This window comes from Nocardia sp. NPDC004340 (assembly GCF_053602575.1).
Genome location: NZ_JBSGDW010000010.1, coordinates 45,001 through 69,607, shown reverse-complemented (window position 1 = coordinate 69,607; position 24,607 = coordinate 45,001). Strand labels below are relative to the sequence as shown.

The 24,607-nt window shown below is 68.4% G+C and carries 24 protein-coding genes; 11 read left to right on the top strand and 13 right to left on the bottom strand.

Annotation, left to right across the window (positions count from 1 at the left end; all coding sequences use genetic code 11):
- Nucleotides 1-10: 10 nt before the first annotated feature.
- The 3 genes from ACWEOI_RS29975 to ACWEOI_RS29965 form a co-directional block, all read right to left on the bottom strand.
- Nucleotides 11-379, bottom strand: coding sequence for a hypothetical protein (locus ACWEOI_RS29975; protein ID WP_452361746.1), 369 nt, complete (start codon nucleotides 377-379; stop codon nucleotides 11-13).
- A 219-nt stretch (nucleotides 380-598) separates the two neighbouring features.
- A complete protein-coding gene (locus ACWEOI_RS29970) occupies nucleotides 599-2,047 on the bottom strand; it encodes an NlpC/P60 family protein (RefSeq protein ID WP_433673014.1) in 1,449 nt (482 codons plus the stop codon).
- A 312-nt stretch (nucleotides 2,048-2,359) separates the two neighbouring features.
- Nucleotides 2,360-2,902, bottom strand: coding sequence for an Rv1476 family membrane protein (locus tag ACWEOI_RS29965; protein WP_433673013.1), 543 nt, complete (start codon nucleotides 2,900-2,902; stop codon nucleotides 2,360-2,362).
- A 182-nt stretch (nucleotides 2,903-3,084) separates the two neighbouring features.
- On the opposite strand from ACWEOI_RS29965, the gene ACWEOI_RS29960 reads away from it, so the two are divergent.
- Nucleotides 3,085-5,877, top strand: coding sequence for an aconitate hydratase (locus ACWEOI_RS29960; protein WP_452361745.1), 2,793 nt, complete (start codon nucleotides 3,085-3,087; stop codon nucleotides 5,875-5,877).
- A 202-nt stretch (nucleotides 5,878-6,079) separates the two neighbouring features.
- Nucleotides 6,080-6,646: a TetR/AcrR family transcriptional regulator gene (locus tag ACWEOI_RS29955; protein ID WP_357082556.1), complete on the top strand. Its 567-nt coding sequence runs from the start codon at nucleotides 6,080-6,082 to the stop codon at nucleotides 6,644-6,646.
- 29 nt (nucleotides 6,647-6,675) lie between these two features.
- On the opposite strand, the gene ACWEOI_RS29950 is transcribed toward ACWEOI_RS29955, so the two are convergent.
- Complete coding sequence (locus ACWEOI_RS29950) at nucleotides 6,676-7,182, bottom strand: MarR family winged helix-turn-helix transcriptional regulator (RefSeq protein ID WP_452361744.1); 507 nt, start codon at nucleotides 7,180-7,182, stop codon at nucleotides 6,676-6,678.
- Between the two features lie 71 nt (nucleotides 7,183-7,253).
- On the opposite strand from ACWEOI_RS29950, the gene ACWEOI_RS29945 reads away from it, so the two are divergent.
- The 4 genes from ACWEOI_RS29945 to ACWEOI_RS29930 all read left to right on the top strand — a co-directional run bounded on the left by ACWEOI_RS29945 (nucleotide 7,254) and on the right by ACWEOI_RS29930 (nucleotide 9,976).
- Nucleotides 7,254-7,754: a cupin domain-containing protein gene (locus ACWEOI_RS29945; RefSeq protein ID WP_452361743.1), complete on the top strand. Its 501-nt coding sequence runs from the start codon at nucleotides 7,254-7,256 to the stop codon at nucleotides 7,752-7,754.
- Between the two features lie 182 nt (nucleotides 7,755-7,936).
- Nucleotides 7,937-8,353, top strand: a complete 417-nt coding sequence (locus ACWEOI_RS29940) for a thioesterase family protein (protein ID WP_433673009.1) — start codon at nucleotides 7,937-7,939, stop codon at nucleotides 8,351-8,353.
- A gap of 192 nt (nucleotides 8,354-8,545) precedes the next feature.
- Nucleotides 8,546-9,007: a hypothetical protein gene (locus tag ACWEOI_RS29935; RefSeq protein WP_452361742.1), complete on the top strand. Its 462-nt coding sequence runs from the start codon at nucleotides 8,546-8,548 to the stop codon at nucleotides 9,005-9,007.
- A gap of 9 nt (nucleotides 9,008-9,016) precedes the next feature.
- Nucleotides 9,017-9,976 (top strand): hypothetical protein, encoded by a 960-nt coding sequence (locus tag ACWEOI_RS29930; RefSeq protein WP_379280116.1) that lies wholly within the window; start codon nucleotides 9,017-9,019, stop codon nucleotides 9,974-9,976.
- A gap of 93 nt (nucleotides 9,977-10,069) precedes the next feature.
- Here the strand turns inward: ACWEOI_RS29930 and ACWEOI_RS29925 are convergent, their stop codons facing one another.
- From ACWEOI_RS29925 to ACWEOI_RS29915, 3 genes are all read right to left on the bottom strand, one after another.
- The gene (locus tag ACWEOI_RS29925) at nucleotides 10,070-10,318 is read right to left on the bottom strand and encodes a helix-turn-helix domain-containing protein (RefSeq protein WP_357082573.1); all 249 of its coding nucleotides are present in this window, start codon (nucleotides 10,316-10,318) and stop codon (nucleotides 10,070-10,072) included.
- A gap of 173 nt (nucleotides 10,319-10,491) precedes the next feature.
- Nucleotides 10,492-12,123: an ATP-binding cassette domain-containing protein gene (locus tag ACWEOI_RS29920; protein ID WP_433673007.1), complete on the bottom strand. Its 1,632-nt coding sequence runs from the start codon at nucleotides 12,121-12,123 to the stop codon at nucleotides 10,492-10,494.
- A gap of 94 nt (nucleotides 12,124-12,217) precedes the next feature.
- Nucleotides 12,218-12,550, bottom strand: a complete 333-nt coding sequence (locus tag ACWEOI_RS29915) for a hypothetical protein (protein WP_452361741.1) — start codon at nucleotides 12,548-12,550, stop codon at nucleotides 12,218-12,220.
- A 124-nt stretch (nucleotides 12,551-12,674) separates the two neighbouring features.
- On the opposite strand from ACWEOI_RS29915, the gene ACWEOI_RS29910 reads away from it, so the two are divergent.
- Entirely contained in the window at nucleotides 12,675-13,301 is a 627-nt protein-coding gene (locus ACWEOI_RS29910) for a hypothetical protein (RefSeq protein WP_433673005.1), read from the top strand.
- Nucleotides 13,301-14,836, top strand: coding sequence for a hypothetical protein (locus ACWEOI_RS29905; RefSeq protein WP_452361740.1), 1,536 nt, complete (start codon nucleotides 13,301-13,303; stop codon nucleotides 14,834-14,836). Before ACWEOI_RS29910 ends, ACWEOI_RS29905 begins: the two co-directional genes overlap by 1 nt.
- A 29-nt stretch (nucleotides 14,837-14,865) precedes the next feature.
- Here the strand turns inward: ACWEOI_RS29905 and ACWEOI_RS29900 are convergent, their stop codons facing one another.
- Nucleotides 14,866-16,170: a carotenoid oxygenase family protein gene (locus ACWEOI_RS29900; RefSeq protein WP_452361739.1), complete on the bottom strand. Its 1,305-nt coding sequence runs from the start codon at nucleotides 16,168-16,170 to the stop codon at nucleotides 14,866-14,868.
- A gap of 117 nt (nucleotides 16,171-16,287) precedes the next feature.
- On the opposite strand from ACWEOI_RS29900, the gene ACWEOI_RS29895 reads away from it, so the two are divergent.
- Nucleotides 16,288-16,812 (top strand): PadR family transcriptional regulator, encoded by a 525-nt coding sequence (locus tag ACWEOI_RS29895; RefSeq protein ID WP_452361738.1) that lies wholly within the window; start codon nucleotides 16,288-16,290, stop codon nucleotides 16,810-16,812.
- 4 nt (nucleotides 16,813-16,816) lie between these two features.
- Here the strand turns inward: ACWEOI_RS29895 and ACWEOI_RS29890 are convergent, their stop codons facing one another.
- The 5 genes from ACWEOI_RS29890 to ACWEOI_RS29870 all read right to left on the bottom strand — a co-directional run bounded on the left by ACWEOI_RS29890 (nucleotide 16,817) and on the right by ACWEOI_RS29870 (nucleotide 22,827).
- Entirely contained in the window at nucleotides 16,817-17,851 is a 1,035-nt protein-coding gene (locus ACWEOI_RS29890) for an alpha/beta hydrolase-fold protein (RefSeq protein WP_433673343.1), read from the bottom strand.
- A gap of 231 nt (nucleotides 17,852-18,082) precedes the next feature.
- Nucleotides 18,083-18,490 (bottom strand): hypothetical protein, encoded by a 408-nt coding sequence (locus ACWEOI_RS29885; protein ID WP_452361737.1) that lies wholly within the window; start codon nucleotides 18,488-18,490, stop codon nucleotides 18,083-18,085.
- 170 nt (nucleotides 18,491-18,660) lie between these two features.
- Nucleotides 18,661-19,890 (bottom strand): cytochrome P450 family protein, encoded by a 1,230-nt coding sequence (locus ACWEOI_RS29880; RefSeq protein ID WP_452361736.1) that lies wholly within the window; start codon nucleotides 19,888-19,890, stop codon nucleotides 18,661-18,663.
- Between the two features lie 12 nt (nucleotides 19,891-19,902).
- Nucleotides 19,903-21,168 carry a cytochrome P450 gene (locus tag ACWEOI_RS29875; protein ID WP_433672999.1) on the bottom strand — a complete coding sequence of 422 codons (1,266 nt, stop codon included), beginning with the start codon at nucleotides 21,166-21,168 and terminating at the stop codon, nucleotides 19,903-19,905.
- Nucleotides 21,169-21,315: 147 nt separating this feature from the next.
- On the bottom strand, nucleotides 21,316-22,827 hold the full coding sequence (locus ACWEOI_RS29870; protein WP_433672998.1) for a protein kinase domain-containing protein: 1,512 nt from the start codon (nucleotides 22,825-22,827) through the stop codon (nucleotides 21,316-21,318).
- Between the two features lie 190 nt (nucleotides 22,828-23,017).
- On the opposite strand from ACWEOI_RS29870, the gene ACWEOI_RS29865 reads away from it, so the two are divergent.
- Both ACWEOI_RS29865 and ACWEOI_RS29860 read left to right on the top strand, forming a co-directional pair.
- Nucleotides 23,018-23,509, top strand: a complete 492-nt coding sequence (locus ACWEOI_RS29865; protein WP_452361831.1) for a gluconokinase — start codon at nucleotides 23,018-23,020, stop codon at nucleotides 23,507-23,509.
- A gap of 47 nt (nucleotides 23,510-23,556) precedes the next feature.
- Nucleotides 23,557-24,501, top strand: a complete 945-nt coding sequence (locus ACWEOI_RS29860) for an extracellular catalytic domain type 1 short-chain-length polyhydroxyalkanoate depolymerase (protein WP_452361735.1) — start codon at nucleotides 23,557-23,559, stop codon at nucleotides 24,499-24,501.
- Nucleotides 24,502-24,607: the final 106 nt, after the last annotated feature.

The following is a 24,607-nucleotide window of genomic DNA, read 5'->3' as shown; positions in this document are numbered from 1 at the left end:
CCAGCACCGGTCAGTCCTTCAAATCTGAAGGAGCGCCACCAGACAAGGGGCGCTGCGCAGATGACTTCTCCTTCTTCGTCAAGGCCGGCACCCGGCCGTCGAGAAGAAACTCGATTGTGAAACCTTTCGATTTCCAAATAAGAACGAGCAACAGCAACAAGTAGGCAAAGAAACCCGTCGCGAGACCGATACAGTACCAACCGAACAGTCGTCCGCCATCCGGAAATAGCGCCGTGACCGCCGACCCTCCGACAGCTCCGGCGATCGTACCGATGTCGCGAACGCCAATCTTGTCATCTCGATGCCTGTTGACGTAGTAGAGGACCCATCCCATCACGACACCGAAAAGGCAGGCCCCGACCTGCTCCACGATTCCCATATGTTCCCGCCATAGCCGTAGGACAGCAGCAGACGTGATTCTCCCAGACCCAGGGCATCGCTGTCGGCCGTTACAGCTAGGGAATCGGGCGTCGCTACTCGAGTTCGCCGATGTTGCCGATGACCCGATTCAGCTTGGCCTTAGGGTCGGCGAGGGTGTAGGTGACACAGACCAGCAGCCCAACCACTCCCCCGCCCGGGAACTCATCAGCCCGGCGGGTCAGGAGATGATGCGGACGGCGTAGGGCATGATGCCGTCTTCTCGGACCGCGGAGACCTTGACGACCTCGCCGGATTGGGGGGCCTCGATCATCTTGTTGTTGCCGATGTAGAGGGCTACGTGCTGGCTGCCGCCGGGGCCCCAGAAGAGCATGTCGCCGCGGGCCCGTTCGGAGACGGGAACCCTTGTACCCATGGTGTATTGGTAGCCGGAGTAGTGGGGTAGGGAGACGCCGACGCCGGCGAAGGCGTAGATCATGAGGCCGGAGCAGTCGAAGCCGGTCTTGTTGTAGTCGCCGTAGCTGTCGGCGGTGCCGCCGTCGCGGATGCCGAGGGTGGGGCCGTCCTCGTCGCCGCCGCCCCAGGCGTAGACGACGCCCAGTTGGGACATGGCGCGGTCGACGACGGTTTCGATCAATTCGGAGCGGGAGCCGCCGCTGGGACGGGTGGTCTGGGTGTCGGAGCGGTTGGGCTGGGGGCGGCGCGGGGGCGGGGAGGAGTCCTGGACCTTGTGCGGGCGGTGACTCTGGCCGACCTGGTTGGCGCGGTCGGCGGCGGCACGGTCGGCGGCCACGCGGGCGGCGGCGGCGACCGCGGCGGCGCGAGCGGCGGCCTGGGCGGCGGCTTCCTCGGCCTTACGCTGCTGATCCCAGGCGACGAAGGCGTCGCGCTGGCTCTGCAGGCCGGCCACATTGGCGCGGGCGGAGTCCAGGCGCTGCTGGGCCGAGTCACGCTGGGAGACAAGGCCGTTGCGGACATTGTTCTGCGTGTTGAACTCGGCCTGGGCGGTGGTGACGGCGTTCTGCGCGTCGGCCTTCTTGGCGTCGGCGGCGGCCGCGGCCGCGTCGGCGGCCTGCTGAGCCTGCTTGGCGGCCGAGGTCTTGTTGGCCTGGTCGACCTGGGCGTGGCGCAGGCCATCGACGACCTGCTGCTGGTTCTTGGAGGCGATGGTCAGGATCTGGGCGCGGTTGAGCGCGATCTCGGGGCTCGGCGCGGCCATATAGCTGATCAGCGAGGTGGAGCCGGGACGCATGTAGACCTGCGCGACGTACTTGTCGAAATTGCCGTGCGCGGTATCGACTTTCGCGCCCGCGTCGGTCAGCTCCTGCTGGCACTGCACCACGGTCTGGGCGGCGGCATCGGCGGCGTCGCGGGCGATCTGCAGATCCACCAGGGCCTTGTTCACCGCTTCGCGGCGCACGGCGATCGCGTCGTCGAGCTGTTGCAGCTGCTGTTCGGCGGTGGCGACCTGGTTGATGAGCGCGCCGACCTCGCCGACACCGGCGTCGACCTGGGCTCCGGCGGCATTGAGGTCGCCGTCGCTGGGATTGGCGGGTGGGGGTGGGACCGCATGCCCGGAGGCCATGCCACAGGCCAGCACGACGGCCGCTACGAGCAACTCCGTAGCGACTCGCGCTGGACGTCCGCGCCGCTTCGCCGGTCGTCGCATCGCACCTCCCTGGAGTCCCATTCGGCACATCTGTCCCAGGCGTGCCATCGCGAAACCGTACGACATGTCAAGGATCGCTCTGATCAGCCACGCCACAATCACACATATGTAATTCGTCAGTAGCCACATATTTGCAGGTGAACCACACAATCACCATGCGTCACATGACACGACACGCATCACTGATCGCGCGTGTCGCATACGAACCGGGCGGTTTGCTTTACCGCGCACCCGGATTCGGGCAATGAAAAAGGGGCCCGGGACGAACCCGAACCCCACCCGGCGACCCCGTCGCCGTCGGCAGTGGAAGCCCTACCCCACCGGAGTCGACGGCCGCGCGCCCTCCGGAGCCCGCCGCGACTTCACCACGTACAGCCCGCCGATCCCCGCGAGCAGCAGGCCCAGCAGCACCAGCGTGATCACCGTCCACGACACCGCCTCCGGCTGCTGCAGCCGGTCCACGAAAACCCGTGCGGCGTCGGCGGTGTGCTCGGGCCCGCGATACTTGGCCCCGTCCTCGGCGCGCTCGAGCCGCCCGCGGGTGAACTGGTCGCTGAAGGTGCCGACCCAGTCGTCGCTGAAAACCACCACGGTGCCGTGCTCGATCTTGCCGACCTCGTTGGCCAGATCGCGCAGGTTCGCCTCGATCCCCGGATTGCCCGGCACCACAACGATATCGAGCTCGACGCCCTGATCGCGCGCCTCGGCGGCGATGGCCGCGAGGGCCTCCTGGTCGCGTCCCTCGGGGGCGGCGACATGGTTGTCGTCGAGATCGGCGATGATCTTATTCAAGTCGGTGTTCGGCGGTAGTTCCGCCTTCACGGGCGTGAAAACCGAGGGGTGCGAGACGGTCACGAACGCAGGGTACGGGACGGCTTGTCAGATCGCCTCACCGCGCCACACAGTTCCCGCCCCCGATGTGCTCACAGGACAAGCGTACTGTTAATGTCGGAAAACGGACGAGGCCCGCGCCTCGACGAGGCCATCGGCACAGCCCCGCCGCTGGCCCTCCCATTCACAGACGAGTGGAGCTGAACGTGACGAGTATCGATACCTTCGGCGCCAAGGGCACCCTCGAGGTCGGAAGCAACTCTTACGAGATCTTCCGGCTCTCGGCCGTGCCCGGCACCGAGAAGCTGCCCTACGCCCTGAAGGTCCTCGCGGAGAACCTCCTTCGCACCGAGGACGGCGCGAACATCACCGCCGACCAGATCCGCGCCCTCGCAGCCTGGGATCCGTCGGCCGAGCCCGACACCGAGATCCAGTTCACCCCGGCCCGCGTGATCATGCAGGACTTCACCGGCGTGCCCTGCATCGTCGACCTGGCCACCATGCGTGAGGCCGTCACCACCCTCGGCGGCGACCCGAACAAGGTCAACCCGCTGTCCCCCGCCGACATGGTCATCGACCACTCGGTCATCCTCGACGTGTTCGGCACCGCCGACGCCCTCGAGCGCAACGTCGACCTGGAGTACGAGCGCAACGGCGAGCGTTACCAGTTCCTGCGCTGGGGCCAGGGCGCCTTCGACGACTTCAAGGTCGTCCCGCCGGGCGTCGGCATCGTGCACCAGGTCAACATCGAGTACCTGGCCCCCACCGTCATGGTCCGCAACGGCCAGGCCTACCCCGACACCTGTGTCGGCACCGACTCGCACACCACCATGGTCAACGGCCTGGGCGTGCTGGGCTGGGGCGTCGGCGGCATCGAGGCCGAGGCCGCCATGCTGGGCCAGCCGGTCTCCATGCTGATCCCGCGCGTCGTCGGCTTCAAGCTGACCGGTGAGATCAAGCCGGGCGTGACCGCCACCGACGTCGTGCTCACCGTCACCGACATGCTGCGCAAGCACGGTGTGGTCGGCAAGTTCGTCGAGTTCTACGGTGCCGGTGTGTCCGAGGTTCCGCTCGCGAACCGCGCCACCCTGGGCAACATGAGCCCGGAGTTCGGCTCCACCGCGGCGATCTTCCCGATCGACGAGGAGACCATCAACTACCTGCGCCTGACCGGCCGCAGCGATGAGCAGCTCGCGCTCGTCGAGGCGTACGCCAAGGAGCAGGGCATGTGGCACGACGCGGCCAACGAGCCCGCGTACTCGGAGTACCTGGAGCTGGATCTGGGCACCGTGGTGCCGTCCATCGCCGGCCCGAAGCGCCCGCAGGACCGGATCCTGCTGTCGGAGAGCAAGAACGCCTTCCGCCAGGACATCCGCACCTACACCAACGACCCGGTGCCGCACACCGCGCTGGACGAGGCCATCGAGGAGTCCTTCCCGGCCAGCGACCCGGTCGCCCCGGGCACCGCCTCCGACGACTCGGCCGTCCCGACCGCCGCCAACGGCAACGCGGGCCGTCCGTCCAAGCCGGTCAAGGTGTCGGACCCGGAGCGCGGTGACTTCGTCCTGGATCACGGCGCCGTCGTGGTCGCGGGCATCACCTCCTGCACCAACACCTCGAACCCGTCGGTCATGATCGGCGCGGCCCTGCTGGCCCGCAACGCCGTCGAGAAGGGCCTCGCGTCCAAGCCGTGGGTCAAGACCAACATGGCCCCGGGCTCGCAGGTCGTCGCCGACTACTACGAGAAGGCCGGCCTGTGGCCGTACCTCGAGAAGCTGGGCTTCTACGTGGGTGGCTTCGGCTGCACCACCTGCATCGGCAACACCGGCCCGCTGCCGGAGCAGATCTCGGCCGCGATCAACGACAACGACCTGTCGGTCACCGCCGTGCTGTCGGGTAACCGCAACTTCGAGGGTCGCATCTCCCCCGACGTGAAGATGAACTACCTGGCCTCCCCGCCGCTGGTCATCGCGTACGCGCTCGCGGGCACCATGGACTTCGACTTCGAGGTCGACGCCCTGGGCACGGACACCGATGGCAACGATGTCTTCCTGAAGGACATCTGGCCGTCCGCGCAGGAGATCGACGACACCATCAAGTCGGCGATCAGCCGGGACATGTTCACCAAGTCCTACGCCACCGTCTTCGACGGCGATGCGCGCTGGCAGGGTCTGAACACCCCCGAGGGCGACACCTTCGCGTGGGACGAGAAGTCGACCTACGTCCGCAAGGCGCCGTACTTCGACGGCATGTCGATGGAGCCGACCCCGGTCTCCGACATCAAGGGCGCGCGCGTGCTGGCGCTGCTGGGCGACTCGGTCACCACCGACCACATCTCCCCCGCCGGTCCGATCAAGCCGGGCACCCCGGCCGCGCAGTACCTGGACGCCAATGGCGTTGCGCGCAAGGACTACAACTCGCTGGGCTCACGTCGTGGTAACCACGAGGTGATGATCCGCGGCACCTTCGCCAACATCCGTCTGCGCAACCAGCTGCTGGACGACGTCTCGGGTGGCTACACCCGCGACTTCACCCAGCCGGGTGGCCCGCAGGCCTTCATCTACGACGCCTCGCAGAACTACCAGGCCGCGGGCATCCCGCTGGTCGTGCTGGGCGGCAAGGAGTACGGTTCGGGTTCCTCGCGTGACTGGGCCGCCAAGGGCACCAGCCTGCTGGGCGTCAAGGCCGTCATCACCGAGTCGTTCGAGCGCATCCACCGCTCGAACCTGATCGGCATGGGCGTTGTGCCGCTGCAGTTCCCGGTCGGCCAGTCGGCCGCGTCGCTGGGCCTGGACGGCACCGAGACCTTCGACATCGAGGGCATCACCAAGCTGAACGAGGGTGTGACTCCGAAGACCATGAAGGTCACCGCCACCAAGGAGAACGGCGAGAAGGTCGTCTTCGACGCGGTCGTCCGCATCGACACCCCCGGTGAGGCGGACTACTACCGTAACGGCGGCATCCTGCAGTTCGTGCTGCGCAACATGATTCGCGGCTAGTCACTGCGATGTAGCTCGGTTCTCGAAGGGCTGTTTCGAAACCGAGTCGTGGTGGTGGGCACCGGAATCGCGTGAAAGCGCAGCTCCGGGGCCCGCCACGCGACCCCTCACCGGGTCGCTTCGCTCGTCGCTCGTGCGGGTTCTCCGATTTGGTCGCAAGATCGATACGGGGAACCCGCACAACACGTTTCGGAGGAGTCCAGTGCCCAAGGTCTCAGACGACCACCTCGCCGCCCGGCGCAGCCAGATCCTCGACGGAGCCCGCAGCTGCTTCGCCGAGTTCGGCTACGAGGGCGCCACCGTGCGTCGTCTCGAAGAAGCGACCGGTCTGTCGCGGGGCGCGATCTTCCACCACTTCCGGGACAAGGACGCGCTGTTCCTGGCGCTGGCCCAGGAGGACGCCGGCCGCATGGCCGAGGTCGCCGCCAATCAGGGTCTGATCCAGGTGATGCGCGATATGCTCGCCCGCCCCGAGGATTTCGACTGGCTGGGCACTCGCCTCGAGATCGCCCGCCGCCTGCGCAACGACCCGGAGTTCCGGGCCAACTGGGAAGAGCGCTCCGAGGAGCTCACCGCCGCCACCGTGGCCCGTCTGGAGCGCCGCAAGGCCGCCGGCGCGCTGCGCGACGACGTCCCCACCGAGGTACTGCTCGGTTACCTGGACCTCGTCCTCGACGGTCTCATCGCCCGCATCGCCTCCGGCCACGCGGGCAACAACCTCGAAGCCGTACTCGATCTGGTCGAGGCCTCGATCCGCCGCAAAGCGTGATCTCGCGGGGCGAATGCGCCCCGCGCTCGTCAGCTCTCGCGTTCGAGATCGGCGAGCAGTAGCCGCGAGATGCGGTCGAGTTCCTTGCGATCCGCGGCGTTCAGCACCGACAGGATGCGGGTCTCGTTCTCGAAGTGGTCGGTGACCACGATGTCGATCAGGTGCAGGCCGCGGTCGGTGAGCGCCACCTTGATGGCGCGCCGGTCGCCCGCGTCGGCGATGCGGCGCACCAGACCGGCCTGCTCCAAACGGTCGAGGCGGCCGGTCATGCCCGCGCGCGACATCATCAGGGTGTCGGCCAGGGCGGAGGGGTTGAGCTCGTAGGGCTCCCCCGAACGGCGCAGCGCCGCAAGTACATCGAACTCGCCGCGCTGCAATCCGTGTGCGGTGAACACCGTTTCGATCTTCGCGCCCGCCACCGCGGCCAGCCTGCCCAGGCGGCCGATGATCTCCATGGCCTCGCCGTCCAGGTCCGGCCGCTCCCGCCGCCACTGTGCCGCGATGGCGTCCACGGCGTCGGTCTCGTTCTCACCCATGGACAACACTCTATTCGATGCCATATAGTTCGGTAGCGAATTATCAATCACCGAATGATTCGGAGCTTGCCATGAACGCCGCTTCCCGCCCCGCCGCCATCCGCCGCCCGGAGGACTCCGAGATCATCGGCGCGGGGCAGCCCGCCTCGGTGCGCCTGCTCATCGACTCCGAGGAGGCGGGCGGGTCGGTCAGCACCGTCGAGGTGACCCTGGCCGAGGGCGCCGACGGGGCCGCGCCGCACTATCACACGCTCTCCGACGAGCTGTTCTTCGTCGCCGACGGCGAACTCCAGGTCATGGCCGGGGACGAGATCGTCACGGTCGGGGCGGGTGGGGCGCTGGTGGTCCCGAAGTTCATGCCGCACGCCTTCGGCGCGGTCCCCGGCTCCTCGGCCCGCCTGTTCATCGCCCTCATGCCGGGCGTGGAGCGGCACGGGTACTTCCGCTTCCTGGAGCAGCTGGCGCTGGGGCAGACCACCCCGGCCGACATCGAGGCGGCGCAGAAGGAGTACGACAACTACTTCATCGACGCCCCGCGGTGGTGGGCCGAGCGCACCGCGAACCGCGCCTGAACACGCGAGTTCGCCTGCCGCGCCGCGTATTCGCCGAGCGCCGACGCGGTTCACCGGCAACTGATCGCAACACCCGCCGAGCCCTCCTGCCCGGCGGGTAGCCCGGGAGTCGCCGGGCCGACTGTGCGGTAGGCCACCCGAAACGCGGAATGATCATCGGGTCGTCCCGGGTTGGACCTTGCATGGCATTCTCTGTTCCCATCACCGTGCGCGGCTATGAGCTCGACATCAACGGGCATCTCAATCAGGCGGTCTACCTCCAGTACGCCGAGCACGCGCGCTGGGAGCTGCTGAAGGCCGCGGGCATCGCCGGGGAGAAGATGGTGGCCGCGGGGATCGGGCCGGTGGTGCTGGAACAGACCATCAAGTACCAGCGGGAACTGCATCTCGGCGACGAGGTGATGGTGAGCTGTGAGTTCGAATTCCCCGGCGGCAAGATTTTCCGGATGCGCCAGCGCATCGTGAAACTCGACGGTACCGTGTCGGCGGAGATCGACGCCGTGTCCGGCATTCTCGACCTCGCGGCCCGCAAACTTGTTGCGGATCCCGGTGCGGCACTGCGGGCCGTGGCCGACTCGCCCGACGCCCTGGGCCTTTAGCCCCGCGACGCCCGTCCGCACCCACCCCGGTTATTCAGCGAAAATCTTTCGGCGGGAGCGATTTCCGAAACCTCGGTGAAGTTTGCCGAGGTGGCTGAAATCTGTCGATGCGGACCGAATTCGACCCGTCGCGGGATATGATTCAGATCACGCTCGGCCCCGCAGCAAATCCCGAGCAGATCGGAGTTCCGCATGACCGGCGCCCTGCACCGAACGGGATCGGCGACCCTCGCCAACACCTCGCCACCGCTACCCGGCTACCTTGTCGCAGCCACCGAGCGAAGTATCAGCGTGCGCGTCGGCGACGGCACCTGGACTCTGGATCGCGCGGATGTTCTCGACATCGCCCGGTGGGACGCTGCGAGTGCGCAGAGCGGTTGCGAGGGCCGTCCGGTCCTGGTGCGGGTACGGTCCGGCGCCACTGCCGATTTCACCCAGCGCCGTCGCGTCGAGGTCACCGACCGTCCGCTGACGCTGGCGCCGGAGCAGAGTCCCGCACGCGGTGACGACGAGCTGCGCCGGCAGACCGAGATCTGGGCCCGCGGACTGGATCTGACCGCGGGGCCGGGGGTCGGCGGGGCCACCATGACCTGCTGCCAGACCCGGTCGCACAACGGCAGCGACGACGGCATCGCCTGCGACAGCCTCGACTGACGGGCACGCATGGCCGCCCGCACCATGGGCTCGGTCCTCATCGTCACCGAGGCCGAGGATCTCCACGGCGATGCCCTCGCCGCTACGCTGCGTAAATTTCACGGACACAGTCCGATTCGGCTCGACATGCGTGACTTCCCGCGCGAGAACGGCACTTTCCGGCTGGGCGCGGACGGCTCCTACCGCAGCCTGTCGCACATCTTCGGACTCGACGACGTCACCTCGGTGTGGTGGCGACGCCCGCACCCCACCCTGGTGCCGGGCGGGCTGAGCGCCGAGGACGACGACTACCGCCGCGCCGAGTGCGACGGGTTCCTGCAGGGGCTGCTGTGGTCGATCCCGGCCCTGTGGGTCAACGACCCCGGGGCCGACCGCACCGCGGGGCGCAAGATCGTGCAGTTGGAGACTGCCGCCCGGGCCGGATTCGCGATTCCGGAAACCCTCGTCACCAATGATCCCGACGAGGCGCGTTCCTTCGTCGAATCCCGGCCCGGGCCAGTGGTTTACAAGCGCTCCGGCACCGGGCGCGGGGCGTTCACCGAGACCCGCCTGTTCACCCCGGCCGATTTCGACCGGCTCGCCACGATCCGCAACTCCCCCACCATCTTCCAGGACTACATCCACGCCGAGAGCGACCTGCGCATCGTGTGGGTGGACGGCATCGAGTGGGTGGTGCGCATCGACTCGCAATCCGGTGTGGGACGGGTGGATTCGCGCCTGGACACCTCGGTGGCGTTCACCGCCGATCGCCTGCCCGCCTCGGTGAGCAAGTCACTGACCACGCTGATGGGCGCGCTCGGACTGGCTTTCGGCGTGCTGGACCTGCGGGTGGGGCTCGACGGCGAGTTCTACTTCCTGGAGGTGAACCCCCAGGGGCAGTTCGCCTATCTCGAGATCAAGACCGGTCTGCCGATTTTCCGGAGCCTGGCGAACCTGCTGGTGCTCGGCGACGGGACCGTGACCCCGTAGCGGCCGCACGCCATCGCGAGCGGAGCGAGATCGCAAGTCCCCGACCGGCATTCACCGGCCGGGTCCCCGCGATCGTGTTCCCGGAACGGGACGCTACTTGCTGACGGGCTTGCCGGCTTTGCGGCGGTTGGCACCGCCCCGGCTGCGGAGTTGCACATGCGACTCCACGAGCACGTTGTGAATGAAGCCGTACGACCGCCCGGTTTCCCTGGCTAGGGACCGGATACTGGCTCCGGCCTCGTACTGCTTCTTGAGCTGGGATTGCAAGCGATCGCGGGATTTCCCGGTGACGCGCGTGCCTTTACCCAATACGGCTTTACCCTGTGCGGGCCTGTCACTCATGGCTTCCTCCGAGTCGCCGTGGGCGCCTCATTCCAGGGTAGAGACTCGGATGCCTGTGATCAACGAAACGGTGTGATGTGAATCACCGAGTTTTGGCGAACACGCGTTTTTCGGTGCGGGAAGCGAGTTTCCGGGCCCGGACGGTGGTTTTTCCGGGCTCGGAACACACACGCTCAGGCCAGCTGGATCAGTTCCAGGTAGTCCTGCGACCAGTGGTCCTCGGTGCCGTCGGGCAGCATGATGACCCGTTCGGGGTTGAGCGCCTCGGCCGCGCCCGGATCGTGGGTCACCAGCACCACCGCGCCCGCGTAACTGCGCAGCGCGTCGAGCACCTGCTCACGCGAGACCGGGTCGAGGTTGTTCGTAGGTTCGTCCAGCAGAAGGACATTCGCCGCCGAGGACACCAGACCGGCCAGGGCGAGACGGGTCTTCTCACCGCCGGAGAGCGTGCCCGCGGGCTGCTCGAGCTGCGGTCCGGAGAACATGAACGCGCCCAGCAGACCGCGCAGGTCCTGCTCGCCCGCGTCGGGGGCGGCGTGGCGGATGTTCTCCCAGACCGTGGCCTGGTCGTCGAGGGTGTCGTGCTCCTGAGCGAAATATCCGATCTTGAGGCCGCGACCGGGGTCGATCTGGCCCGCGGTCAGGCTCTCCACGCCCGCGAGCAGCCGCAGCATGGTGGTCTTACCGGCGCCGTTGAGGCCCAGGATGACGACCCGGCTGCCCTTGTCGATGGCCAGGTTCACGCCGGTGAAGATCTCGAGGGACCCGTACAGCTTGGTCAGGTTGGTGGCCATCAGCGGCGTCTTGCCGCAGGGCGCGGGCTCGGGGAACTTGATCCGGGCCACCTTGTCGGCCACGCGGATGTCGTCGACCTCGCTGAGCATGCGCTCGGCGCGCTTGACCATCTGGTGTGCCGCAGCGGCTTTCGTGGCCTTGGCGCCGAGCTTGGCGGCCTGCTGCTTGAGCGCGGAGGCCTTCTTCTCGGCATTGGCGCGCTCGCGCACCCGGCGCTGTTCGTCGGTGGCGCGGGCGTCGAGGTACTTCTTCCAGCCCATGTTGTAGATGTCGGCCTCACCGCGCACGGCGTCGAGGAACCACACCTTGTTCACCACGTCACCGAGCAGTTCGACATCGTGGGAGATTACGATGAGGCCGCCGTCGTGGTTCTGCAGGAAGCCGCGCAGCCAGTTGATGGAGTCGGCGTCGAGGTGGTTGGTGGGCTCGTCGAGCAGCAGCGTGGTGTCGGACTTGCCGCCGCTGCCGTCGGAGGCGCTGAACAGGATGCGCGCCAACTCGATTCGACGACGCTGACCACCGGACAGGGTGCGCAGCTGCTGGTTCAGCACACGGTCGGGCAGGGCGAGGCTGTGGCAGATGCGGGCGGCTTCGCTCTCGGCGACGTAACCGCCGAGGGCGGAGAAGCGCTCCTCGAGGCGGCCGTACTTGCGGATCGCCTTGTCGCGTTCCTTCTCGTCGGCGACCTCGGCCATCAGCGCCTGCTGCTTCTCCATCTCGCGCAGCAGGGTGTCGAGGCCGCGGGCCGACAGCACCCGGTCCTTGGCGAGCATCTCGAGGTTGCCCTCGCGCGGGTCCTGGGGCAAATATCCCAGTTCTCCCGAACGAATGACCTTGCCCGCGTATGGTTCACCTTCACCGGCGAGAATGCGCAGCGTGGTGGTCTTGCCGGCACCGTTGCGGCCCACCAGCCCGATCCGGTCACCGGCCTGCACCCGCAGCGCCGAGCCCGGCGCCGTCAGCAGGGTGCGGACTCCGGCCCGGACCTCCAGGTCGGTCGCGGTGATCACAAGCGTCTCCTCGGGTGCAGCGGATGCCGATGGTTAACTGAACGATTGTGCGTCGTGTCGACGCGCAAGAACCACCGATTTTATCCCAAGCGGCTCAGACACCGAGGTCAGGGGCGGGGTCAGCCGTATGGCCTGCGCCGATGCGGTCACGGCGACGACGGACCGCGTAGAACAGACCGCGGGCCGCGGCGGTGATCAGCCACAGCGTTGCTCCGAGTCCCCCGCAGAAGATCACACCCCACAGCATGATGAACGGCCCGTAGTACGCCACCCGGGCCCAGTAGCCGCACGGCCCCGCATCCTCGGGGATGCTGGCGCATTCGGGGTGGCCGATGGCGGAGAACGCGAGGGTCGCGAGCATCGGAATCGCCACGGCCACAGTGAGAACGAACGCCAGTTCACGGACCGGACGGAACGGGGCTGCCATGCGCCCGAACCCTACCGGGTCGGTGCCGCCGGAAGCCGCAGGAACGCAACAGGCTTACATATTGACATTCACCGGTGATTTGTAACACACTCGCGGGGCTCAACTGATGAGGGAGGGGCCGGCGATGACCGATCACGCGCGTGTGGCGCAGGAATTGCTGCGGGACAGTAGCCAATTCAAGTGGTACGTGATCCCGTTGTTGCTGGTCGTCATCTATGTGTACGCCACCGAGGTCGAGCGGCGGAACTGGAACGTGCTGTTCGCGGGCCTGGCGCTGTGGGGCATGGACCTGTTCAACGAGATCTGGAATTCGCTGGTCTTCCACGGCACCGGGCGGGCGCCGGTGTGGGGCGCGACCGGGCCGACGGCCTATCAGATCCTCATCGGGTTGAACATCGAGATCTGCTTCATGTTCGCCATCATGGGCATCGCGGCGGCGAAGATGCTGCCGCCCAAGGAGACTCGCATCCTCGGGCTGCCCAACCGGCCGGTGCTCATCGCGCTGAACTCCGCGGCCGCGGTCGGGGTCGAGGTGCTGCTCAATGCGATGGGCGTGCTGACCTGGGACTGGTCCTGGTGGCACGCGGGCTTCCCGTTCCTGATCTGGCTGGTCGGCTACGTGCCGTTCTTCGCGGCCTGCTTCTTCGTGTACGACCTGCCGACCGTGCGGGCCAAGGCCATCGCCGTCGGCGCGATCCTGGGCGTCGACGCGCTCGCCATCGCCGTCTTCGGCACGCTCGGGTGGCTGTGATGACCGACCGGACCCTGCGCCACGGCGTGCTCGCGGCCGCCGCCGGACTCGCCTTCACGCTGGCCGCACCCCAGCAGGCCGCCACCGCCGCTCCCGCCTGCGACCTGCTCGGCACCGTCGGCACCCCGGAGCCGGGCGCGGACGAGACCACCGCGGGCCTGGACGCGTTCCCCGCCGCCACCGTCGCCCTGCCGGATCGGGTCCTGTTGCGCGGCACCGCGGAGACCTTCAACCGCCGCTGGTCCTTCGCCACCCGCGACGGCGCGATCTACGTCAAACCAGCCGCCGCGCAGGGCGGTTGGCGCACCCTGCCGCTGCCGGGCTGTCTGGCGGGCCGCGTCGCCGGGGTCTCCGCCGACGACGACGAGCTGATGGCCATCGATGTCGACGGCCGCTTCTTCACCATGGACCGCATTCTCAGCGCCCCCGCGGACTGGAACTGGTCCAGCCGCTACGGCTCCCCGCTGTGGACCGGTCCGGGCAATACCCTGCCGCCGGGCACGACGGCGTGGACCTGGTCGGTGCTCTCGCCCAACGAGGACCACGTCTGGCGCGACAGCGCGGGCAACGACCACACGGTGGGCGGGGCCAAGGTGTCGCACGTGTACGCGCTCACCGACGACGGTCATCGCATCCACTACGTGGACCCGTGGCTGCCGCTGGACCACAGCTACGAGATGTCCACCCCGGCCGGCGGCCGGTTCCGGGCGGTCGGCATCTCCACCAGCGGCTCGACCACCCTGGTCGTGAACCGCTTCGGCGACCTCTACACGCGCCTGTACGACTTCGACATCTCCGGCGCGGACAAGGTCTTCTTCCGCTACTCCTACGAGGACCAGCGCGGCCGCCCCGAAGCGCCCGACATGCTCTCGGAGCGCATCGACGACCACTACGCCGCGATCCAGCTGCCCGCGCCCGAGTGGACCGCGCAGCCCAAGATCCCCGGGCAGATCACCGACCGGGTCTCGGTGCACAAGACCGGGATCGGCTCGGCCGCACGCGAACTCCGAGTGGAGGGCGTCGCCGACGGGCGCACCGGATACTGGGTGAAGACGCTGACCGCCGAGCAGTGGGATTTCGTGCCCACCGACCAGCCACTGGCGGGCAAGATCCTCGACAACACGCCCGCGGACCATTCGGTCGACGACAGCGTGCCCGTGTCCCTGTACACCTATGCGGGCACGACGCCGTCGGGTGTGGGAGCGCGGATCGAGAACTTCGATCTCGCGGTCTCCCCCACGCCGCTGCGCCTGGAGTTCGCCGACGGCAACCGGCTGGATCTGATCCTGCACACCGTCGACGGACTCCGCCAAACCGTGCAGGCTGCCGGAATCACCGATCAGCCACGGAGTTTCGACGGCAGTATCGAGGTCCCCACGGCCACCCTGGCCACGCTGGCCGAGCAGCCCGACACGGTTCGCCGGTTCGTGCGGACCGCCCTGGGCGACCGCCGCTTCACCGACACCGCGGTCCGGGTCACCACGAGCGGCTTCGCCATCGACACCCTCGCGGTGACGCTCCCCCGCACGCACTGACGACGGAGAACGGCTGTCCGACCGGGGAATCAGAGGTCGGGCAGCCAGTTCCCGTGGAACCCGTGCGGCACCCGGCGGGGCAGGTGGATGGTGCCGATCGGCTCGCCGCCGAGGTCGTCGGCATCGAGAATGACCAGGTCACTGCGGTTTTCGGCGGTGTCGTAGACGTAGGTCATGAGATAGCCCGCACCGCCGGGGGTTTCGTCGGCCGCCGCGAACGCGGCTTCGGCGGGTACTCGGCCGGGACCGAAGTCATGGACCGTGCTCGACCCCGTGTGCAGGTCGTAGCGCAGCAGCGCGCCGGTGCCGCCGTCGGAGACCGAGGCGTGGCCGTAGCGGGCGTCGAGGCCCGCCAATCGGTCGTCGATGCGCGGGAATTCGGCGATCCGGTCGTCGATCCGTTCCTCGCGGACGGACCCGGTGGCGAGGTCGAGGGTCCAGCGCCACAGGTTCGCACCGGTGTCGAAACCCTGTGAGGTGTCGCGCCACATGCTCGGATACCGCATGGCGTACAGCACGATCCGGCCCGCGTCGTCGTGGGCGTTGAGGGTGTGGAAGACGTAGCAGGGTTCGATGTCGAACCAGCGCACCGGGCCGTGCGGGTCGTCGCGGCGCAGCACGCCGATGCGCGCCTGGTAGTCGTCGCTCCACCGGAACGGCATGGCCCCGCCGGACATGGCGGTCTGCATGTCGAACACCACCGGCAGATCCAGGAACAGCACATGCTTCGCGGTGAGCGCGAAGTCGTGGTGCATGGTGGCGGCCGGGACGTCGATGGTGCGGCTGAGTTCGAGATTGCCCGCGGCGTCGGCGCGGTGGTAGGTCAGGTACGGCTCGAGGAAGTCGTAGCCGAAGAAGTGCAGTTCCCCGGTGACCGCGCAGGTCTTCGGGTGCGCGGTCATGGCGGTGGTGAGCTTGCCGTCGAAGTCGTAGGGGCCCACGGTGTCCAGCTCGCTGGTCAGTTCGTAGGGGAACGAGGATTCGACGAGGGCGAAGCTGCGGCCGGCGTGCCGGACGATGTGGGTATTGGCCGCGCCCGCTGCGTAGTCCCGGTTGCCCTGCGGGTCGATGCCCTGCGCGCCGTCGGTGAACCGGGTGGTCCGCACCCACCGATTGCGGTAGGAGACAGCGCGTCCGCCTTCGAGGCGCACCCCGTGCACCATGCCGTCGCCGAAGAACCAGTGCGGGGAGGCGGCGTCGTGCGGGTTGGGCCCGTTGCGCACGTACCAGCCGTTGAGGTCCTCGGGAATCGTTCCGGTGCAGGGCAATTCGTAGGCGGTGATCTCGTCGGGGACGGGCGCGTAGTTGCCGGAGAGATGAGGAGGAGTGGTCATGATCGATACCTGTCTGCCCGAGCAGCGGATGCTCACGGCTGCGACCTTCCAGTTCTGACATGTCCAAGATTGAGCCTCCTATTCCGACATGTCAAGAGTGGAATGTAAGCTGAGCCCATGAGTCTCCGGTACGCGCTGCTCGGATTGCTGTCGGACGGTCCCGCCAGCGGCTATGACCTACTGCGCACCTTCAAGCTGTCCCTGGCCAATGTCTGGCCCGCGACGCAGAGCCAGATGTACACCGAACTCACCAAGCTCGCCGACGCCGAACTCATCGCCGTCACCGACGAGGGTCCGCGCGGGCGCAAGGAGTACACGATCACCGCCGCCGGGCTCGAGGACCTGCGCACGTGGCTGACCACCACGACGCCGAAGGAGGTGCACCGCGACGAGACGCTGTTGCGGGTCTTCTTCCTCGGCGTCATCCCGCCGACCCTGGCCCGCGCGTATCTGACCGATATCGCCGAGCGGGCCGAACGGGAGCACGCCAACCTGCGCGAACTCGAGCAGGGCATCGACTGGAACGAACGCGACCTGTCCCGCTACGGCCATCTGGCCCTGGAGTACGGGGCGCGCGCCACCGCCCTGAAGGCCGAATGGGCCCGCTGGGCGCTGGAAAACCTACCGCCCGAACAGGATTGAACCGCTACAGGCCGAGCCCGTGCGCCAGCACCGGCCACGACGCGGGCAGTTCGTCGTCCCAGTAGCCCCACGAGTGGGTACCGTACGGGTGCAGTTTCACGGTGGCGGGGATGCCGAGTTCCTCGAGCCGGTCGCCCATGGCCCGGGTGCACTGATCGGTGGCCGCCTCGAGAATGCCGCCCACCAGGATCTGGTTCGCGAGATTGTCCCCGGCCCCGGCGAAGTGCTTGTCGAGGACCTTGTCGTGGGGTCCGGGCATGCCGTTGCCGCTGGACAGGTACAGGTCCAGGCCGCGCAGTCCCTCGGCGTGCAGGTAGGGATCATTGGCCGCCCACTGCGGGTCCCCCGACGGCCCGTACATATTGATGGCGTCACCGCCGCCGAAGGCGACCGTGATCCGCACGAACGCCTCCCCGATCGGATCGGCGATCCGCGCGCAGCCGCTGTAGGCGGCCACCGACCGGTACAGCCCCGGCTTGACGATCGGCAGTTGCAGCACCGAGGTGCCGGACATGGACACGCCCACCAGCCCGTTCAGGCCGTTCGCGCCGAGCGCGGCGTCGATGAGCGGCGGCAGCTCCTCGGTGAGGTAGGTCGTCCACTTCATGACGCCCAGCCGCGGGTCCGGGTGCCGCCAATCGGTGTAGTACGACGCCGCGCCGCCGATCGGCTGCACGACATTGACGTTCTTGTCGGCCAGGAAGTCGAAGGCGTTGGTGCGCTGATCCCACGACGCCGCGCCCTTGCCGCCGCTGCCGCCGCTGAGCATGTACAGCACCGGCCGCGGCACGGAGGTGTCGGCCGGGCGCTGCACGTCCACCGGGAAGTCCATGTTCATGGCGGCGGAATGCACGGTGAACTGCAGGTGCCGATCGTCGATCACGCGGGTTGCCACGATCCTCGAACCGTCCGCCGCGGCCTCCCCGCCGCTGCCGGTCGAGAAGGGCAGCGCGTCGGGATCGGCATTGGCCGCGAGATCGAAGGGCGTCGAGGTCAGCGCGAGCATTCCCGTCGCCGCCATCACCGCCGCACTGCACATGATCGAGCGGAATCGCACGTCGGGGGTTTTCCTGGTTCTCGCATGCCGCGCCGGGTTCGAATCCGGGCGGGGGTGTTCTCCGACGGCCATGGCCGCCCACGGCCCGACCAACTGCGCATCGGGCACGCGGCGGACAGTCTGGCACACGCCGTCGAACGGCAGGTTGCCGGATCGTTGCGCACACGGAACAGCTTGCGCACCGGATCCCTAGGCGCGAGTGAACTCGGAGGGTTACCCGAGAGTCAGGAGTTTCGCCGTACCGGACACGACGGTCTGGCTCTGGTCGACCAACGCGACCCGAACCTGAACGGGCGCACCCTTTTCCAGGGCCGGCTCCCCCACGGCCGGGCTGAGCGCCACGGTGGCGGTGTGCTGGGACCCGTCACAACTGAACGTCGTCTGCGCGCCGGTGGCGGCGGGCCGGTCGGCATTGGGATCGCCGACCATGGCTTGAATGCTGTCTACCCCCGCTGACGACTCACAGGTGTAGTCGATCCCGATCGAGGTCGCGGCGGCGGAGGTGACCGCGATCGAATTGTCGGCGAGCGCGGGGGCGGCGGTACAGACCAGGCTCACGCCCAGCGCCGCGAGCGCGGAGACGGACAGGGCGGAGCGGTACCGATTCCGGATGGTGACCATGGATATTCATGCCTCCTGGGTGAGGGACCTGAATCACTGAACACACTCGGAAAAAGACGCCCAGCCAGTATGGCCGGGCGTCTCCATGGTCCAGCGCGCGGGTCCCCGCGCCCGGGAGCCGCACCGCCCGGCGAGTCACCGGGGCGATGCGATGGTCGATCAGCGGCGGGTCACTCGCCCGGGTTCAGCACCACCGGCAGGCTGGTGTGGCCGTTGGAGATGAAGCTGCCGATCGGGGTCAATTCCGTTGCGGGCGTGGCCAATCGGAGGTTGGGGAAACGCTCGAACAGCGCCGGGAGCGCGATCGCGGCTTCCAGGCGGGCCAGCGGGGCGCCGAGGCAGTGGTGGGCGCCGTAGCCGAAGGCGACGTGCTGGTCCTTGGTGTCGCGGTGGATGTCGAATTGGTCTGCGGTCTCGCCGTGGATCTTCGGGTCGCGGCTGGCGCCGGCGTACGAGGCGAGGATGGCCTCGCCCTTGGGGATCACGACGCCGCCGACCTCGATGTCCTCCACCGCGTAGCGCAGCGGCAGGTGGGCGACCGGTGCCTGGTAGCGCAGGGTCTCCTCGATGACGTCGTTCCAGGACGCCTGCTCGCCGACGACGGCGGCCAGCTGCTCCGGGTGCGAGAGCAGCGCCACGATGGCCTGGCCGAGCAGGTTGACCGTGGTCTCGTGGCCCGCGTTGATGACCAGCATCAACGTCTCGACGAGTTCCTTGTCGGTCAGCTGCGAGCCGTCCTCGTCGCGGGAGGCGATCATGGCGGTGGTGATGTCGTCGCCCGGGTGCTCGCGCCGGTAGGCGACCAGCTCGCCGACCCGCTCGTACATGTCCAGGAAGTTGGCCATGGCCTCCTCGGCGGTCAGCGACCCGTCGAAGAAGCCGTCCACGCACTTGTGGATGGCGGCGTCGAGGTGCTCGGGCACCCCCATGAGCCCGCTGATCACGCGGATCGGGACCGGGTAGGCGTAGAGCGAGCGCAGGTCCGCGGTCGAACCCGCTGGGAGCTCGGCGAGGTCGTCGAGCAGTTCGGCGACGATGGACTCGATGCGCTCGCGCATGGCGGTGGTGCGGCGGTGGGTGAAGGCCGGGGAGACCAGCTTGCGCAGGCGGCGGTGGTCGGCGCCGTAGGCGGTGAACATGTTCTCCACCGCGATCCAGGGCAGCAGCGGCCAGGCCTCGGTGATCTCGCCGTTACGGAACGCCGCCCAGTGCTGGCGCGGGTCCTTGGAGACGCGCTCGTCGGTGAGCAGGCCCTTGAGCACTTCCTGGTCGGTCACCGACCAGGCCTGGACGCCGCCGGGCAGCTCGACCAGCGCGACCGGGCCCTGCTCGCGTATCCGGGCGGATTCGCCCTGGATATCGGTGCCGGTGACATCCAGCACGATCGGGCTCTGGGACATGAAAAGCTCCTTCTACACCGCGCGCAGCGCGGGACTGATCGGGAATTCGACCGGCAGTGCCACCATGGCGCGGTGGAACGGGCCGGGACGCCAGGAGATCTCGTCTTTGCCGACCGCCAGCGCGATGTCGGGCAGTGCGTCGAGCAGCTGGTCGATCGCGGTCTGCGCGACCAGATATGCCACCGAGCGGGCGGGGCAGGCGTGCGGGCCCGCGCTCCAGGCCAGGTGCGAGCGGTTCCCGGTGCGGTCGCCGCCGGCGATCTCGGGATCGTTGTTGCAGGCCGCGAGGCTGATCAGCACCGGCTGGTGGGCGGGCAGCCAGGTGGTGTCGATGAGCACCGGCTGACGCGGGTAGCTGATCGAGAAGTTCGCCATCGGCGGGTCGTTGAAGAGGACCTCGTCGAGGGCGTCGCGGGTGGAGAGGCTGCCGCCCAGCATGTCTCCGCCGAAGCGGTCGTCGGTGAGCATGAGCAGCAGCGTGTTGGCGATCAGGTTCTGCATCGGCTCGAGGCCCGCGCCGTAGAAGCTGACCAGCTGGTACAGCATCTCCTCGTCGTTGAGCGCGGTCGGGTGGTGCGCCATGCGGGAGGTGACGTCGTCGCCGGGCTCGGCGCGGCGCAGGGCGATCAGCTCCATGAGCGCCTCGGCCAGGGTCTGCATGCCCCACGCGGCATTGACGGTGTCGAACAGCGCCGCCATGCCGGTGGCCACCCGCTGCCCGATATCGGCCGAGCAGCCCACCACCTGGTTGAGCACCTCGAACACCAGCGGCAGCGCATAACTCGACACCAGGTCGGCGCCGCCCTCGGCGGCGATCCCCGCGATCAGCGGGCCCGCGATCTCCTCGACGGTGGAATGCACCGCGTGCAAGTCGATTCCGTCGATGGCGGCGGAGTAGGCCTGCCGGTAGCGCAGGTGCTCGGCGCCCGCGTTACGCAGCGCGTTCGGGTACCACTGCATCATCGGCCGGATCGGCGAGTCCTCGGGGATGGTCTCCTGCCAGACGCGCGGGTCGGCGGGAAAGTGCTCCGGATCGTTGAGGATTCGCAGGGCGGTCCGGTAGTTCACGACCAGGGTGGCCGGAACGCCCGGGGCCAGTTCGATGGGCACCATGGAGCCGTGGCGTCGCCGCATCTCCCGATAGGCGGCGTGCGGGTCGGCCGCGAATTCCGGTGTGCCCAGCAGGATCCTGAGCTCCTCGGGAGCGACACCCGCTCCGCCCCGAACCGGACATCCCTGAACCCCCGCGAACCCGCCTCGCGACCCTGTCGTGTCCACGACCGAAACTCCCTATCGACGAACAACTTTCACCGCGCCCCACCGAGCCTTGTCGATCGGGCCACCACATCGCAGACTAGCAGCCCCGCAGCACACCTACCGATTTTGTGAAATGCCAACGGCCGCCGGGGCTCCTCGGGCGGGCCGCTATTCCTCGACGATCGAGGTGATCAGCGTGCGGCCGCTCACCGTGCGGGTGGTGACCGTCTGGGTGAACGCGTCCGGCAATTCCCCGGGCCGCTGCTGCATGACCTTGACCGCCCAGTGCTCGTCGTCGCCGGGGGCGATGCGGCCGACCTGCACGCAGTAGCGGGTGCCGACCGGCAGCGAATCGATGCCGGTCTGAATGGTCGACGGATTGGCCACATTGGAGGCGTCGCCCGCGACGAATTGGCTTGCCACCGAGCCGGAGCGGAGCACGTAGTAGGCGTACTGGAATGCCAGGATCGCGTCGGGGCCACTGGCGATGCCACCCGGATCGGTGCCGGTGACGCTGTCGGGAGTACGGCGGGTCTGGCAGCCGTCGGCGGCCGCGGCGGCGGCCGGGTTGACCGACGTGGCCACCGCGGCCGTACTCGTGCGGGCCGGTGCCGAGGTACGCGGGCCGGTCGTGGGCGCGGCCGAATCCTTGGGACTCGGTTCCATCAGTGCCGAGAGCAAACCGACCGCGGCGGCGGTGGCGCCCACCGCCACGACGACCGCGAGCACCACCAGCAGGGTGCGTGACCGCGCCCAGGGCTCCGACTCCGGCACGGCGGCGTGCCGGTTCTTGTCGCGCGGATTCTTCGCTTTGGGCGGCGGAACCGCCGGCGCCGACCGTGATTCGGTGAGCACGCCGCTCACCGCCGCGGACAGTTCGGCGCAGGTGGCGTAGCGGTGGCGGGGGTTCTTCGCCATGGCGCGCGCCAGGATCGGGTCCAGGGCGGCGGGCAGGGCCGGGTTGAGCGCGTGCGGCGCGGGCACGGGGGCCTTGACGTGCCGGTAGATCAGCCGGGGCAGGTCGGTGTCGGCGTACGGGGGTGTGCCGGTGAGCATTTCGAACAGCGTGCAACCCAGCGAGTACACGTCGGCGCGGCGGTCGACGCGGGCCTCGTCGTTGAAGCGTTCCGGCGCGGTGTACTGGAAACTCGCGACCACCTCGCCGCGCCCGGTGATGCCGCGGACCTCATGCCTGGATTCGGCGATGCCGAAGTCGGTGAGCAGCGCCCATTCTCGCGGTTGCGCGGTGAGCAGGATATTGGCGGGTTTGACATCGCGGTGCAGTACGCCCGCGTCGTGCGCGTAGTCGAGGGCGCGGGCCACGTCGGCGGTGATGGCGGCGGCGCGGCGCGGTTCCAGGGGCCCGGCGAGCAGTTCGGCCTCCAGGTCCGAGCCGTCGACGTAGGCCATGGCCAGCCACAGCCGTCCTTGTTCCTCACCGCGCGCATAGATGGTGACGATGTTCGGATGGGCGAGCCGGGCAATGATATTGGCCTCGCGCAGGAATCGCTGCCGGGTCTCGGCGCTGTCCCCCGCCACCACATTGAGCAGCTTCAAGGCGACGAATCGGGGCAGGTCCCGGTCGTGGGCCAGGTACACCTCACCCATTCCGCCGACGCCGAGGAGCCGCTCGACCCGATACCCGGCGAAGGTCACTCCCGGCCGGAGCTGCTCAGCCAAACAATCCTCCCGATTCACCTGCACCGCAGACAATACCGGGACCGATCGGCGGCGGGAGGAACGGTTCGGATCGGATGCGGCGGGGCGCGGGTGCGGCGGGATTTCCGCTGGCTAGGGTGGGTGCGACCAGCACCGCACCGATTCGGGAGGCCCATTGACCGCCGCCGCGCGACCGCGCATCGCGGTGGTGATGGGCGTGGCGGGATCCGGCAAGTCCACTGTCGCAGGCATTGTGGCGCGGACGCTGGGCTGGGATCTGCTGGAGGGCGACGACCTGCACCCGCCCGCCAATCGCGCGAAGATGGTCGCCGGTCGACCTCTCACCGATGCCGATCGGGGGCCGTGGCTGGCGGCCGTCGCGGAATGGATGTCCGCGGAGTTCGCGGCCGGCCGTTCGGGAATCGTCGCCTGTTCGGCCCTGAAACGCTCCTATCGGGACATCCTGCGCGCCGGGCACCCGGACGCGGACCTCACCTTCGTGCACCTCACGGGTTCCCGAGAAGTACTGCGCGCCCGCCTCCTCGCGCGCACCGACCACTTCATGCCACCGGACCTGCTGAACTCGCAGCTCGAGACCCTGGAGCCACCCGGCCCGGACGAACATGCGATCACCCTCGAAATCGATCGTCCGCCAGCCGAAGTCGCCGCCGCCGCGCTGGCCGCCCTGCGTCCTCACAGCTGACCCGAAGCTTCAGCTCAGCTTCAGGCCGCGTCTCTACCATCGACGGCGTGTACGCACCGAGAATCGCCGCCGCGGTCCTGCTCTCCACCGTGTTCCTGGCCGCGGGGTGCACGTACCCGCGGGCCCGCGCGGCGGCCGACACCACCGTCACCCTCGAATTCGGCGGCCTGCAACGGCAATACCTCGTCCACTACCCCGCCAACCGCCCGCAGGGCCTGCTGCCCGCGGTCCTGGCCTTCCACGGCGGTGGCGGCACCGCCCGGAATCTGGCGGAGACCTCCGGCTTCGACAAGCTCTCCGACACCGAGGGCTTCATCGCCGTCTACCCCGACGGCTACGAGAAGTCATGGAACGACGGCCGCGGCGCGGACACCAAGGCGGGCGCGGCCGGAATCGACGACGTGGGTTTCGTTGCGGCGGTGATCGACCGGCTGGTCGGCGGCGACGGCGTGGACCCGTCCCGAGTCTATGCCACCGGGATGTCCAACGGCGGCATGCTCACCGAACAGCTCGGCTGCCGGCTGCCGGGGAAGCTCGCCGCCATCGCCCCCGTCGCGGGGCCGCTCCCCCAGGCGGACGAATCCGACTGCACCCCCGCCCATCCCCTGCCGGTGCTCGCGATCCACGGCACCGCCGACCCGATCGTCCCCTACGACGGCGGTGTCGTCCGGGTCACTTCGGGACGGCACGGCGCCGGCACCAGCCCCGTGCTGTCGGTCGACGCGACCCAGCAGTGGTGGCGCGAGCGCGCCGGCTGCGCCGACGTCACCACCACCCAGCTCCCGCCGCGGACCGACGACGGAACGTCGGTCACGCTGCGGTCCGCCGACTGTGGGAACGGATCCGCGGTGCAGCTCTATACGGTCACCGGCGGCGGTCACACCTGGCCGGGTGGTCAGCAGTACCTGCCCGAGGCCATTGTCGGCAAAGTCACGCACCAGTTCGACGCCGCCGACGTGATCTGGCGATTCTTCGCTCGATTCTCGGCATAACCGCCGGTCGAACACGGGACAACCAGGACTTACCGGTACCGTGGGCCAATGGCCGCCCTACAGTTTGCCTGTCGGTAACTCTCGTATGAAACAACCAACGCCTGAG

Coding starts and splice junctions, on each gene's coding strand:
- ACWEOI_RS29880 (WP_452361736.1), bottom strand. CDS start 19,890: ATGTCCCAGAGCCCGATCGTGCTGGATGTCACCGGCACCGATATCCAG.
- ACWEOI_RS29925 (WP_357082573.1), bottom strand. CDS start 10,318: ATGAGTGACAGGCCCGCACAGGGTAAAGCCGTATTGGGTAAAGGCACG.
- ACWEOI_RS29970 (WP_433673014.1), bottom strand. CDS start 2,047: ATGCGACGACCGGCGAAGCGGCGCGGACGTCCAGCGCGAGTCGCTACG.
- ACWEOI_RS29910 (WP_433673005.1), top strand. CDS start 12,675: ATGACCGATCACGCGCGTGTGGCGCAGGAATTGCTGCGGGACAGTAGC.
- ACWEOI_RS29940 (WP_433673009.1), top strand. CDS start 7,937: ATGGCATTCTCTGTTCCCATCACCGTGCGCGGCTATGAGCTCGACATC.
- ACWEOI_RS29930 (WP_379280116.1), top strand. CDS start 9,017: ATGGCCGCCCGCACCATGGGCTCGGTCCTCATCGTCACCGAGGCCGAG.
- ACWEOI_RS29975 (WP_452361746.1), bottom strand. CDS start 379: ATGGGAATCGTGGAGCAGGTCGGGGCCTGCCTTTTCGGTGTCGTGATG.
- ACWEOI_RS29905 (WP_452361740.1), top strand. CDS start 13,301: ATGACCGACCGGACCCTGCGCCACGGCGTGCTCGCGGCCGCCGCCGGA.
- ACWEOI_RS29865 (WP_452361831.1), top strand. CDS start 23,018: ATGGGCGTGGCGGGATCCGGCAAGTCCACTGTCGCAGGCATTGTGGCG.
- ACWEOI_RS29895 (WP_452361738.1), top strand. CDS start 16,288: ATGAGTCTCCGGTACGCGCTGCTCGGATTGCTGTCGGACGGTCCCGCC.
- ACWEOI_RS29890 (WP_433673343.1), bottom strand. CDS start 17,851: ATGTGCAGTGCGGCGGTGATGGCGGCGACGGGAATGCTCGCGCTGACC.
- ACWEOI_RS29885 (WP_452361737.1), bottom strand. CDS start 18,490: ATGGTCACCATCCGGAATCGGTACCGCTCCGCCCTGTCCGTCTCCGCG.
- ACWEOI_RS29935 (WP_452361742.1), top strand. CDS start 8,546: ATGACCGGCGCCCTGCACCGAACGGGATCGGCGACCCTCGCCAACACC.
- ACWEOI_RS29950 (WP_452361744.1), bottom strand. CDS start 7,182: ATGGGTGAGAACGAGACCGACGCCGTGGACGCCATCGCGGCACAGTGG.
- ACWEOI_RS29900 (WP_452361739.1), bottom strand. CDS start 16,170: ATGACCACTCCTCCTCATCTCTCCGGCAACTACGCGCCCGTCCCCGAC.
- ACWEOI_RS29915 (WP_452361741.1), bottom strand. CDS start 12,550: ATGGCAGCCCCGTTCCGTCCGGTCCGTGAACTGGCGTTCGTTCTCACT.
- ACWEOI_RS29945 (WP_452361743.1), top strand. CDS start 7,254: ATGAACGCCGCTTCCCGCCCCGCCGCCATCCGCCGCCCGGAGGACTCC.